The organism is Paenibacillus sp. cl141a, from assembly GCF_900109305.1.
GTDB classification, from domain to species: Bacteria; Bacillota; Bacilli; order Paenibacillales; family Paenibacillaceae; genus Paenibacillus_AQ; species Paenibacillus_AQ lautus_A.
In genome coordinates this window covers 19,165-32,456 of the sequence record NZ_FNZO01000018.1, presented here as the reverse complement: position 1 = coordinate 32,456, position 13,292 = coordinate 19,165, and the positions used below count along the sequence as shown (strand labels likewise).

The window sequence follows — 13,292 nt, the reverse complement described above, 5'->3', positions numbered from 1 at the left end:
TTGCAAAGCGACCGAGCCCCACGTATAGATTGGTTACGCTTCGTTCAAAGGAAAGTCCAAGGAATCCACTTTTAGGTTGGGGACCGGGTTGGTAGGTTTGGCGATGGCCGTATTGGAATACAGGGGGTTCTTCCATATGACTCTGACTTCCGTATAGGTCGCATTCCCCAGCTCCCCCTCCTCGAATACAGCATATTCCCCGAAAATACCATCCTCGAACAGTACTTTGTAGCCAACATCCGAATTTTTAAACGCATAAGCAAGAGGGTGTACGTCCTCGAGCCAATCCAATCGGTCTATATATCTGTTTTTCTCCCTTGGCTCTACAATGACAAAAAAATCTAAATCCGAATATTCATCCAGCCGTCCGGTCTCGACCCCCACGGAACCAACGCCTAATAATAAAAGAGCTCCCCCCTTGCGTTCGAGCGACTTACCGATCTCGCCCAGCCGCTGTAACAGCAATTCTGTTCTCAACATTCCGAATCCTCCCCTAGTTTTGCAATGCAAAAAGGGTCCAACCCACTTTTCAGCGAGGTTGAACCCGAAGGTTGCATTGCCTTTATTATCCTGCCATCAGTATCACGTATTCTTATTGCCGTCAATCGAAAAAAACTTGCCATGATTTGTAATTACGGTTCACCGCAAATGATCTCAATCTATCCTGCCCTATATTTAATGGACTTTGAAGTTGCTGCCGGATGCAAGCACCGTGGTATCAACACAACAAACTTTCTTCATTCTTCTAACAGAAAACAATAGGGATGAAAATCCTTCCCATTCAATGGATAGTAAAATCTACTGCGAGGATGGATGGATCAGCATGGATTTGAGAGGCACCATCGACTCCTCCGGAACGTAATAATTGAATTTGTTGTCGCTGATCTGCCCAAGCAGCTGGCGGCGTATCGGATCGGCGTCCTTCAGCAGACTCACGGACGCCGAATGATAGTCGATAGGACGCATCCAGATCGGGCTGTAGCCCAGGAACAGCTGCCTTCTTGTGAATGTGGAGCGATTCGGCGAGCCAGCATGCCACAAGTTTTGGGCGAACACGAAGACGTCACCTGGTTTTCCGCACACCTGCACCTCTCCGTCAAGCTGCTGGCGCACATCCTTCTGATTCGGATTGTACGGCTGCTTGTGACTGCCAGGAATCACTTTCGTATTGCCGCGATCCGGCTCCGACATATCGCTCAGAATATAACAAACCTTAATATAATAGGTTGCCGTCAAGCCGTTAATGACAGGAAACTGCGGATGCGGACCGTCTTGATGCCAATCGATAAAGCTGTGCGTGGACGTTTGGGCTTCGTTTGGATTCGGTTGCCTGATCGTGAGGTGGGAAATGTGAAGCTGAATGTTGTGGCCAAGCAAATTAACGATTAACGGAAGAATGGAAGGCTGATCGATTAATGCAGCAATCTCGGCATGGCGTTCTACGCTGTTATAAATATTGTGCGAAAGCGCTTCTGGTTCCGTCGAGACAATTTCGTCGATCGCGGCATTCAGCCGGCTCACCTGTTCCTGCGACAAAATATCTGGTATAACCAAATACCCCTGTTCATGAAATTGCTCCATTAATTTCGGTATTTCCAATTGGGCTGTCTTCATTCTTTATACCTCCTACTTGTATTTAATTTAATTATATTTGGCCAACGAACATGTTATAATGTAAGATAAAGTGATTTTCCTTGTAAATAATTTCAATCTGCGAAAGGGCGTTGTCATGCAATGGAGTTCAGCCGATTTCTGGATCCCGATCTGCAATACCATGTCTACGTGAAGGATACCCCTCACTTTCAGAAAACGCATGATACGTATGATCATTGGGCGTTGTTCATCGTCGAAGAAGGCGCTTTTAATTACAGAATGGGCAGCCAAAGCGGAAGGGCAGTCAAGGATGACATCGTAATATGCCCGCCAGATCTAACCTTCTACCGGCAAACGGACGGTTTATCGTTTCATCTCATGGGGTTTCAATGGATCAATTCCCTAGAGGAGCCGCCGCGTGCGGCCGATTTCCCGACTTTCGGCAAGCTTCGGCTATTGAACAACAAACGCTTCCAATCCACGCTCTCTCAATTTCGCGAAGCTCAATACTTGCATGCAGAGATTGGTCATAGGTACAAGAAACATCTCCTCAGGGATCTGCTCTATTTGCTTCAGATCGAGCAAACCGAGCAGTATACGAAGACCTTGTTCAGCGAGGATCCGACCCTTGGGCGAGCCCTGCATTTGCTTCGGCAGCAAGCGGAATTCGGCCTATCGTTGAAGTCGATCGCTGTGGAGCTTGGTCTAACCCAGGTGCAGCTGACAAGACTGTTTACACGCGAGTTCCGCATAACGCCAAGCGCCTACGCGACTAATCTTAGAATGGACAAAGTGAAGCAACTCCTTGTATACTCTTCGCTTACCCTTGCCCAAATCGCCGAGCATTGCGGATTTACCGACGAGCATCATTTAAGCAAAAGCTTCAAAAAACTGTGCGGCGTCAATCCTTCGTCGTATCGAAAAACACATAGCGTATGATAGAATCAGGCCGACCTGCATCGAATGAGGTCGGCCTTTCGTTCCCGTTATTTAGTCCCCGTAACCGAGCGCCTTGAGCTGTTCCATGGCGCTGTCCACTAACGCTTTGTAGTTCATGGACGTTTCCAGCGTCTTGATAAAGTCATCGTATTCGGTCAATGGACGTTTATTGTAAATAAACTTCGCGATCTCCTCTTCCATGTACCGATTCGCATCGGCAGGGTTATACCCCTCCGGATTATCGACAAATCCGTTCAACGCTTCAATACGGGGTTGATCGTTCGCAAATTCGATTGCAGCCGATTGTGCGGCGAACTTCGCCTGTAAATATTCCATTTCCGGTCTGCCGGTGAATTGGTACAGCCAAGAATGGCCGACTTCGCCAGATTTGTCCGTCATCTTCGGCTTGCCGTCCTCAAGTGTGAAGTGCGTATCCTTCACCCCGAACTGCACGAGCAGCGAGCCTCCGTCCGGATTCGAAATATAGTTGAGCAGATCGAACACACGCTGCAGTTTCTCCGGGTCTTTCTCAAGCGCTTTCGGAATGGCATATCGCCCAGGCGCCGCACCGATATCCCACGAACCGTCGAATTGTCCTCCTGTACCCGAAGGAGCGGCGATTTGCAACCATTCCGCATTCGGATTAACGGTTTTGATCTGTTCCACGAACTGCTCCTTCGTCATGTTCGGCCAATCGATATAGATGATGCCCGCCTGCCCTTTGATCGCCTTCTCTTGATGCTGCAAACCGCTATTGGCCAGCAGCTCCGGATCAACCGATCCGGATGCAATCATGTCCTTAATAAAGGCCAAAGCGTCCTTCATTGCCGGCTCATGCAGCGCACTGACGACTTTGCCGTCCTTCTCGTAGAAGTTGCCTGGCATTCCGACGCCGAATGCGCCGAATATGGTCGAGAACGCGCCGAGCTTGCCGCCCGTTAGACCAAAGGTGTCCGGCTTGCCATTTCCATCCGGATCGTTCTTCGTGAACGCTTCCGCTACGGAAGCCAATTGCTCCACGGTCGTCGGCACTTCCAGCTTCAGCTTGTCGAGCCAATCCTTGCGGATCCATAAGGTGTTGTAAGGGATTTGCGGAGATTTGGAGATGCCATATACTTTCCCGTCGACCATTCCCTTCTTGACGCTGTCCTCCCCGATGAACGCTACCGTTTGCTCCAGCTTATCCATATACGGCGTCAGATCGAGCAGCAGCCCTTGCTTGGAAAATTGAATGAGCTGCTGCCGGTCGACCATGAACAGGTCGGGAAAGTTCCCCGAAGACATCCGAACGTTTAGTTGATTGTTGTAATCGTCCGCTGCTGGATACACAGTCAGGTTCAGGTCGATATTCAGCGCCTTATCCAATTCCTGCTTAATCATGTCTTTATCGGGCGACGGAAGATTATTCCCCGTCTCGATAATGTCGAGCTTAACCGGTTTGCCGCTAGGCTGTTCCGTCGTTTCCGCTCCGGGCTTGGATGTAGCCGTTTGGTTCCCCGGATTATCGCTGCTGTTTCCACCCGAACAAGCCGTAAGCATGGCCCCCGCTAATGAAACGGCTACGAGCAAAGTCCCTAATTTCTTCATGATCTTAACCCCTCTCTGAATGGTTTCATCGGTTAACCTTTAATCGAACCAAGCAGCATCCCTTTTGTAAAATGCTTTTGAAGAAACGGATAGATCACGATGACCGGCAAACTCGCAATCATGACGGATGCCATTTGCATCGTCTGCGTCGGCATCATATTTTCCGCGTTCTCCAGCGGCTGCTGGCTTTGCATCAGAATTTCCCGGACGACGACCTGCAGCGGATACAGCGTGCGATCGGTCACATAAAATATCGCTTGAAAAAACTCGTTCCAATGGCCGACCAGGTAAAACAATCCAACCGTCAACAAGACCGGAACGGAAAGCGGCGTAACAATTTGCAGCAGGATGCGGAACTCTTTGGCTCCATCCATTCGGGCCGACTCGAACAGTTCCTCAGGGAGCCCTTCAAAAAAGCTTTTCATAATAAGCACGTTAAAGCTCCAGACTGCATTCGGCAGAATCATCGCCCAGATCGAATCGAGCAGCCCCATCGACTTAACGACCAGATAAGTCGGAATAAGCCCTCCGCTGAACAACAAGGTGAACACGATCATGAGCAGAAAAAAGTTTCTTCCCGGCAAATTCCGGCGACTAAGCGGGTACGCCATCAGTCCCGTCAAGACGAGATTGACCGCTGTTCCGATCACCGTAATGAGAACGGTTATTTGGAACGCCTTCGGAATATTGGACTCCGTCAGCAGCGTGCGGTAAGCGGAAAACGTAATTTCCTTCGGAAACAATATGAATCCGCCGTTGCGCAGTACTTCTCCGAACGGAGTGATGGATACGGATACGACATAAAGGATTGGAAGAATGGCGACAAGTCCGCATAATCCGAGAATAACGTATATGATTGCGTTAAAAATTTTATCATCGAGGCCTCTTACCATATGCCCTCACCCCATTTCTTCGCCACGCGGTTAGCACCTAGCACAAGGATGAGCCCGATGACCGATTTGAACAATCCGACTGCCGACGCCAGGCTGAAATTAAGCTGCTGCAGACCAGTCCGGTAAACCCATGTGTCGATGATGTCCGCAACCGGGTATACCTGAATATTGTACAGAATGTAAATTTGATCAAAGCCTGCATCAAGCAGATGGCCAAGCTTCAGAACAAACAGCAGAATGATAATGCTTCTAATGCCAGGAAGCGTAATATGCCAGATCATTCGTATTCGGCTCGCACCATCCACCTTTGCCGCCTCGTAAAGCGTCGGATCGATGCCCGCCATCGCGGCTAAATAGATAATTGCACCCCAGCCGAGATTTTGCCATACCTCCGATCCGACCAATATGCTGCGGAAATATTCCGTCGAGGTCAGAAACGGGATCGAGCTTCCCCCAGCTTCCACAATCCAGCGGTTGATGAGGCCACCGTTCTGGGAGAAGAGCGTCAAAAGAATGCCGAAAATAATGACCCAAGACAAGAAGTGCGGCATGTAGGTCAGCGTTTGTACAATCGACTTCAGCCAGCGAACGCGGCATTCGTTCAGCAGTACGGCCAGCATGATCGGCGGCAGCGTCCCCCATAACAGCTTGTAGAGGCTGATCAACAGCGTATTGGTTAGCAGCTGGCTGAAGTAAGGCGACTCGTAAAAGCTCTGAAAATGCTTATACCACGGATCAACCCACGAGCTGCCCGTTATGCCGTCCAGGATCGCAAAATCTTTGAAAGCGATAATGACTCCGTACATCGGGAAGTACCGAAATATGACAAAATAAATAATGCCGGGCAGCAGCATGACGTAAAAGGCTTTAAACCGCCAGGCTAACTTTAAAAACATGAGCAGCCTTGTCCGCGGAGATAACCGTATCCGAGGGGCTGGCGTTAGGCTATGATTGGCTTCCATCGTATCCCTCCCTAGTTTGAATGCGCTTCCAATTAAGGTAAGTATAAAGGTCCTGACGTCTCCTCGATATACACAAAAACGTAAAAAATGTAAGCATTTCCTTCATTATCATTAACATCGAATATGGATCCATCTGCATCAATATCAACGATAAATGAGTAAAGGCTGTCACGAATGGTCTGAAGAAACCACGTGACAGCCTTGGTATCGTTATTGGTTAACGCCAAATACCTAATCGTTCGTCACTTTCCGTCAGGACGGGCATATCGACGCGGACAACAGTACCTGCCCCTTCCGCGCTTCCGATCCGCAAGCCGTACGACTCACCGTGATGAATCCGAATCCGCTCATGTACGTTCCGCAGCCCGATGCCCGTAAACCGGTACATGGAGCCCTGCCCACCGTCCTGATTTTCCAACAGCAGCCTCCTCCGCTTCTCCTGCCTGATGCCTATCCCGTTATCGCGAACATAGAGTCTCAGAATCCCCTTCCTCAGCCCGCCATTCACGACGATAAGCCCGCCGTGATTCGGCGTTAGTCCATGAAAAAGTGCATTTTCTACGAGCGGCTGCAGCGTAAGCTTAAGTATGCGATACTGCAGAAGGTCAGGATTTATATCAATCCTAAACTGATATTGTTCCCCAAAGCGCACCTGCTGAATATGCATGTACATTCGCAGCCCTTCCAGCTCCTCCTCAAGGGATACGTATTCTGATTGCTTGTCGAAGCTGAAGCTTAACAGCTTGACCAGTGAACGAATCGTATCGCGCAGCTCGTCGATACGCTGCTGCTTTGCCAAGCTGCTTATGCAGGCAAGGGTATTATACAGAAAATGGGGCGCAATCTGGCTTCGCAGCATCTTCAGCTCGTATTCCTTCTTCTGTTCCTCCGCATTTTTCGTCTTTTGGAGCAGGCTCTGAATCCTCTCGAGCATGGCATTGTAGCTCTGCGTTAGCCTGCCGATTTCGTCCATTCTCGTAACAGGCAGCTTCGCCACAACCTCAAAGTTGTTAAGACGGTCCATCTTCTCGACAAATCGGCGAATCGGATGTGTGAACGATCGGCTGAGCAGATACGCACTGATCAGAAGCATCATGATCCATACGATACTCGCGGTCCGGTAGTTGTTGTTCAGCCTCTGAAGGTCCTGATAGAAATAATCCTCTTCGATGAACGCCGCAAGCGACCAGCCTAGACGGTTTTTGGTCGACTTCACGGCAACGAGCGGATTCAAGGAATCCCCTTCTATGCCGCTTACGCCGACTTTGAGCAAGGCGAGCTGCCCGCGAAAGCTCTCCTCCAGCTTCGGCGGATACGAGGCGGCTTGGAAGGGGAGCAGCTTATCGCGGGAATCCAGCCGATTAATGACGCTGCCTTCCTTCGTGAACAGTATATAAGATTGATAGATCATCGGCGCAATACGCTCCGTGAGCAAATCGAGATTAAATTCGGCGACTACGACACCCTTCACCTTTTTGCCAGCATCCGCTATAGGCAGTACGTAAGCAAGCGTTCGCCCCGACATTGGCGAATCATAAGGTTCGCTCACGTTAATGGCCCCGTAGTTAATTAGCGCCAGCTCATAGAGTTGATTCAGATTTGGATTGCCGATGATGTCATAAACGACCTGTGAGCTTGCAAATACTTGGCCGTCAGCTCGAATCATGTACAAAGTTCTGGCGATGGAGTTGTTAATTCCCGCAAACTTGCGAAGCGTCTCGACGGCTGCCACCTCATTCCCTTCCTCCAGCAAATCGGCGCGGGTCGAGAGTAGCAGCAGCATATTTTCCACATTGTCCAAACTTGCATCGATATATTGATTCGTCCGGCTGACGAGCAGCTCTGCATCGCGAATGACTTGATTCTGAAGCAGACTTTCAGCCTCGTTGAGGTTTCGCCATGCAAGCACTTGAACGAGCAGCAGCGTCACGATGAACAAATAAATAAACTGCTTGGTAGCGAGACCAAGGCTGGCATACCAATGAAACAGTTTCGTCATTATCCCCCTTCTTTCGCGCCCGTTCTCACGCTCCCGTGCTATCAGCCATTCCGTTTATAGTCCGTCGGCGATACCCCGGTCCAATTTCGAAACGTAACGGTAAAATAGCGGTAGCTCGGAATGCCGACCTCTTCCGCGACCTCATATATTTTCTTATTCGAATGCCTAAGAAGCTCAATCGCCTTCTCCATACGAAGACGGGTTATATACTGATTGACCGTACTCCCCGTTTCCTCGCGAAACAATTTGCTGATATAATGTGGGCTCAGCCCTACCTGCTCTGCGATAATGGGCAGCGAAATCGGCTCCTTGAGATGGTCTTTGATCCATTGCACCGCCAAACGAATCTCAAAGCGCGAACGCGACTTCCCTAGTTCGGCAGCTTCCATATCCTGAACAATATTGGCGATCAGCTCAGCTAACGTTCCTGCGTCCATTAATAGCCCCATACGGACTGCGCTTAGCTCAGCGCCCTCTTGCTGCCTGTGCCAATCAACCTGCCAATGGAGTATCCGTTCCTTCAGTTGACTTGGCTTCACTCGCTCTGCGATGCACCAATCCCTGAACTCGCCAAGCAAGCATTCCTTCAAGCTCGCAGGAGACAATGATGCTTTTCTCAGCATCTCGATTAATTCCTTCGTTTTCTTTTCCGTCAGATCCGTTAGAGGCAACGAATGCTGCGCGTACACAGCGCTTTCCTCGGGACATCGGTCGTAAAACAGCGCAACTTTCCACTCGTTTGAATAGGCGAGCGCCGATGCAATTTCTTCCTTCGATGTGAGCGGTTGGCTAAATAGGGCAGATACTGTAGCGCATCGCTCCTGCTTGGTCTCTTTCCGATTCAATAGCTCACTCAAGTGTTGAACGAACGTGCGGAGTGACTCAAGAACAGCATGGGTAGGAGTTCTGCCTTCAAGCAGAACAAAATATTCCCGCTCCCGTACCGTCAGCCAAGCCAACCAGTTTGGATCCTTTTTTTCCTGCTCGGTCAGCCTCTGCTGAACCGTTTCCTTCACAGGCAAATAGGCTAATGGAGGAATGTCTAGCTGAAGTCGTACCAGTCGAATTGGACGATCTACGCTTAGCGTCATCGATTGCCAATCGGAGCCAGCTGGCTCTTGCCCGTGAAGCAGCTTGCCGAATAAGGCGGCTTGCAGCTGCCTCTGTTCCCTTCTCGCATGCTCGTGCACCATGCGCTCCTTGGCGACCGCAGCTCTCGCTTTGTCCATCGCCTGTTTAAGCTCTTCTTCCTCCAATGACACCTTCAAGATATACTCAAGCGCTCCAAGACGGAGCGCTTCTTGTACGTAATGAAAATCGCTGTGACAGGTTAACAATATGATCTGAACGTTCGGGTGCCGCTTCCGGAGTTCCCGTATGAGAGCAATGCCGTCCATAACCGGCATCGTAATATCTGTTATCACGACATCTGGTGTGCGCTCAGCACATAGCTGCATCGCTTCCGACCCGTTGCTCGCTTCCCCTATCCATTCGGCTCCGCACGCCTCCCATGGAAAGATCCGAAGCTCTTGGCGCAGAGGAATTTCATCTTCGACGATCAATACGCCAAGCGGCTTTATGACCATGATATCCTCTCCTTTAGCACAAAATGAAAGCGCTATCATTTTATTTATTCCATTATAGAGCATAGACTCTTATTTCGGCAACCTCCGCGCGTGGTCCTCCGTTCGTTTCGTCGATCCATAGTCTAATCGTATGCGACGAGATGGAACGGCTGAGCTTATGCACTTTTTTGCGCTTATGGTTGTGCTTCTCTTCAGCCAGTGTGACCCATTCCTCACCGATGAGCGCTTCTATCCGATAAGCTCGGACGAGCTCAGGAATCGCTTCGAAAGCGGTGCGGTGATGGTGCAAATTTATTAAGTCTTCATTAACATCGTCGTTAAAGGTGACGTGGATCTCGGCGATCGATTGCACTTCAGCCCACTCCAGCTGCAGCCATTCCGGTTTGCCTGGAGACATCGGCTCGGACATCCATAAATGCGGACCGGCGAACGGCCGAATATACCCGTCCGCCACCGCCGCGGCAGCGTACGCTTCCGTATTTGGCGTAACCTGCAGACATAGCGGCTTACGGTTCCAACGGCGCATGCTCCACTGTACGACCGGCTGATCCGGCTGACGATCCTCTAAAAGAGTCGAGACGATCGGCTTTGGCCCTTTCTCAAAGCACAGCACGCCGGTCATCGGAGAATCCGATCCGTGAAGTTGAATCGCTTCGTTTGCTTTAATAATAAGGAATGCATTGCAGGGTGCATCGGGCTGCCAAACTAAGTCCAGCTTAGCCCACTGCCTGGTACCTTCGGCTACTGACACCGATGCTTCAGCCACCATCTGCTTTGGCACGTAATTTTCACCTTTTTCCGTATGCCACAGCTCCACTTCAAGAGTAGCAGACTTGGCCGCATCGATCAGCAGCGCCACTGATTCAAGCGAGGGATTCACGGGAAACAGGATGCCCAGTTCTTTGTCCAACGGGTGTGTATAGGTTGAGTCCGTCAGCGACACTTTGGTCATTGTGCTGGATGCCGTAATTCGGGCCGATTTGGCGAGATCGTAAGGGTCGTCTGCCGCGATCCCGATAATCGACGCATCCTGCCTGAGCATCGTCTGCTGCAGGTCGTTCATATGGTCACGGTGCAGCGCACGCGGCGATATCCCTTTCTGCACGCACAGTGCAGCCCCGCTTCCGGCTGCTTCGCCGATGACCGCACAGGTTGCCATTACCCTCGTGGTACCGAATGCGACGTGAGTTGCGCTGATATCGCGGCCTGCGAACATCAGATTAGTGACGTTGCTGGAGTACAGACACCGAAATGGAATATGATAGATGCCGTCCGAAAATAAATGCTTTGAACCGCTCTCTGTCGAATACATGCCTTGCGGCGGATGAAGATCTATCGACCAGCCTCCGAAGGCGATGCGATCGGTGAAGGGCACCTGCTCGATAATATCGTTTTGGTTCAACATATAATCTCCTGTGAATCGGCGATACTCCCGTTTGCCAGGGAGCGACCCGACCCATTCCAGCGTCATGCGATCGGCATCGAAATTGCCGGAGTTTTTGATATAATCCCATACCCCGTAAATGACCGACCAGAGCTCATCGCGTATTCGTTCATTATCATGCACCGTATCCAGCTCGCCGCCCCATTCGATCCACCAATAGTGGCAGCCTGAGTCGCCGCTGCGAATGACCCGCTTCATCGGGATCGCCGTTTGCGTAATGTCCTTCGCAAAGCTCGGTGGAATGTACTTGACCGGCCGATCGGCTTCCTTCGTATAGAACAGGAGCGTGCTGCCAAGCGTAATATCGTCCGCCGTCTCCGGTGCCCAGTCCTCGTTGTATTCCTCTGCGGCCTCGCGGCCGATCCGATATTTAGCGCCTGCCAGAAAACCCGCAAGGCCATCTCCTGTACAATCGATGTACATATCACTTTCAAACCGGATTTTCCGCTCGGAGCCCATCATCCAGCCCGTGACCGACTTCATGATGCGCTCCTCCTCCGTGCCCTCCGCTTCGACCTCGTGCACATCCGTATTGAGAAACAAGGCAATGTTCGGCTCTGCTCGGACCGTCTCGAGTACGACGAGATCCCATAAATACGGATTTCCATCCGGGTTCCGGAATTGATTCTCGACGAACATTTCACCCATGATGCCGGTTTCTCTCGCGTAACGCTGCGTACCATGCGCCGTAGCACCGCATACCCACACCCGTACCTCGCTGCTAGAATTGCCTCCGAGTACGGGTCTGTTGTTCACGAGCGACACGGTTTGGCCAAGACGTGCCGCTGCAACGGCAGCGCATACGCCAGCCAGGCCTCCGCCAATAACGGTAATGTCGGATTTTATGAATTCAAACTTCAATCGAATCCCCCCATGCCTAGAATTACTATCATCTTAATCGAGGGGGTCGTTATTTAACATGCACTGCGCTATCATATTGGCATATACTTTATTTCATTCTGGAGGCGGATTGCCGTGATGATGTTAAATCGAAGCCCCATCCTATATCCTAGTCTAATGCATCATGTCTTTTGGAATCATAAGAAGCAATTTCAATACAGCGTGGACACCTACGGACATTGGGTTCTATTTGCGGTGGAGGGCGGCAGCTTCCGTTATGGGATCGGCGATAGCGAAGGTACGGCGCAGATGGGCGACGTCATCGTTTGTCCGCCGGGCATCGATTTTCATCGCGACGTTATCCATGCCCCGTCCTTTCATTTCATCGGATTTTCGTTAGGTTTTATATCGGGAGAGGCGGTTGAAGGGCAAGAGGCAGTGCAGGACGTCCACCATCGTTTAGCGGCTTCTGCCTACAAGCCCGCCGTCGCGCATAAGGAGAGGTTTGCCGTTAATTTGAGATATTTCAAGAGGCAGGACGAAGCTGCAGCGGAGATCGATCAGCGGAGCTATTGGCAAAACCATGCGCTGAACGATATTTGGCTCTTTTGTTTGCAGTCGATAGCGGTCGGTGTGGTTGGCGATGACAAAAAACCTGCCGATCCTCTGATGGAACAGGCACGGCTCTATATCCAGCAGAACGCCTATAAGGACATGAGCATGCTGCTGCTAGCGGACGAGCTGGGCATCAGTCCCGTTCAGCTCACCCGCAGATTCACACGAAGCGTGGGGATGACTCCTTCGCGCTATTTAAGCCACATTAGGCTGGAGCAAGCAAAGTCCTTGCTCGTCGATACCCATCTGAATTTAGAGCAGATCGCATTAGCTTGCGGCTTCAACAATGGCTTCTACCTCAGCCGCGTGTTCACGAAGCTGATGAAAGTCAGTCCTTCCGCTTACCGGAAAACGAACCGGGTCTAATGCCTGCAACAATCCCCTCCGTGCCGGACTTAATATAATTAATCTCCAGTACGTTGTGCCAATGAAGCACTGTTGACTTACCAACGATTCCTCTTTATAATTCGGACATCGAGAGCCAAGGCGATCCCTAGTCGGTTATCTCAGTGTTGGAGAGATTTCTGACAGCTTTCGAAGAATAGAACATGGACTTTATACAAACTCAAAAGTGAAAGCGGTGACGAAATTATGATTAAGCAGAAAGTATATTACGGTAAAGATATCGAGGTAATGTTTAATTCGGAGGTATGCATTCATTCCGGTATTTGCGTAAAGGGCCTCCCTGGTGTTTTTGATTTAAGCAAGCGTCCTTGGGTTAATCCCGATGCTGATACTGCGGAGGCAATTGCCCGGCTTATTGACACTTGTCCAAGCGGAGCACTGACGTATAGACGTCTGGACAGTGATTATTCAACAGAGAAAGAGTGATAG

At 50.5% G+C, this 13,292-nt stretch carries 11 protein-coding genes; 3 read left to right on the top strand and 8 right to left on the bottom strand.

The genetic code is table 11. The annotated features are described in order from the left end of the window. Positions 1–33 precede the first annotated feature (33 nt). Both BMX45_RS32315 and BMX45_RS29550 read right to left on the bottom strand, forming a co-directional pair. A complete protein-coding gene (locus BMX45_RS32315; RefSeq protein WP_368087187.1) occupies positions 34–480 on the bottom strand; it encodes a hypothetical protein in 447 nt (148 codons plus the stop codon). A gap of 318 nt (positions 481–798) precedes the next feature. Then, positions 799–1,614, bottom strand: coding sequence for a phytanoyl-CoA dioxygenase family protein (locus BMX45_RS29550; protein WP_090914201.1), 816 nt, complete (start codon positions 1,612–1,614; stop codon positions 799–801). A gap of 120 nt (positions 1,615–1,734) precedes the next feature. On the opposite strand from BMX45_RS29550, the gene BMX45_RS29545 reads away from it, so the two are divergent. Beyond that, complete coding sequence (locus tag BMX45_RS29545; RefSeq protein WP_090914199.1) at positions 1,735–2,532, top strand: AraC family transcriptional regulator; 798 nt, start codon at positions 1,735–1,737, stop codon at positions 2,530–2,532. Between the two features lie 51 nt (positions 2,533–2,583). On the opposite strand, the gene BMX45_RS29540 is transcribed toward BMX45_RS29545, so the two are convergent. The 6 genes from BMX45_RS29540 to BMX45_RS29515 all read right to left on the bottom strand — a co-directional run bounded on the left by BMX45_RS29540 (position 2,584) and on the right by BMX45_RS29515 (position 11,864). Next, positions 2,584–4,119 carry an extracellular solute-binding protein gene (locus BMX45_RS29540; protein WP_090914197.1) on the bottom strand — a complete coding sequence of 512 codons (1,536 nt, stop codon included), beginning with the start codon at positions 4,117–4,119 and terminating at the stop codon, positions 2,584–2,586. Positions 4,120–4,151: 32 nt separating this feature from the next. Then, positions 4,152–5,012: a carbohydrate ABC transporter permease gene (locus BMX45_RS29535; protein ID WP_090914194.1), complete on the bottom strand. Its 861-nt coding sequence runs from the start codon at positions 5,010–5,012 to the stop codon at positions 4,152–4,154. Beyond that, a complete protein-coding gene (locus tag BMX45_RS29530) occupies positions 5,006–5,908 on the bottom strand; it encodes an ABC transporter permease (RefSeq protein WP_302847934.1) in 903 nt (300 codons plus the stop codon). Before BMX45_RS29530 ends, BMX45_RS29535 begins: the two co-directional genes overlap by 7 nt. Positions 5,909–6,191: 283 nt before the next feature. Next, complete coding sequence (locus BMX45_RS29525) at positions 6,192–7,973, bottom strand: sensor histidine kinase (RefSeq protein WP_090914190.1); 1,782 nt, start codon at positions 7,971–7,973, stop codon at positions 6,192–6,194. Positions 7,974–8,014: 41 nt separating this feature from the next. Then, a complete protein-coding gene (locus BMX45_RS29520; protein WP_090914188.1) occupies positions 8,015–9,559 on the bottom strand; it encodes a response regulator in 1,545 nt (514 codons plus the stop codon). Positions 9,560–9,611: 52 nt separating this feature from the next. Continuing rightward, entirely contained in the window at positions 9,612–11,864 is a 2,253-nt protein-coding gene (locus tag BMX45_RS29515; protein WP_090914186.1) for an FAD-dependent oxidoreductase, read from the bottom strand. Between the two features lie 156 nt (positions 11,865–12,020). On the opposite strand from BMX45_RS29515, the gene BMX45_RS29510 reads away from it, so the two are divergent. Both BMX45_RS29510 and BMX45_RS29505 read left to right on the top strand, forming a co-directional pair. Beyond that, positions 12,021–12,824 carry an AraC family transcriptional regulator gene (locus tag BMX45_RS29510; protein ID WP_254778358.1) on the top strand — a complete coding sequence of 268 codons (804 nt, stop codon included), beginning with the start codon at positions 12,021–12,023 and terminating at the stop codon, positions 12,822–12,824. Between the two features lie 225 nt (positions 12,825–13,049). Beyond that, positions 13,050–13,289 (top strand): (4Fe-4S)-binding protein, encoded by a 240-nt coding sequence (locus tag BMX45_RS29505; protein WP_090914182.1) that lies wholly within the window; start codon positions 13,050–13,052, stop codon positions 13,287–13,289. Positions 13,290–13,292: the final 3 nt, after the last annotated feature.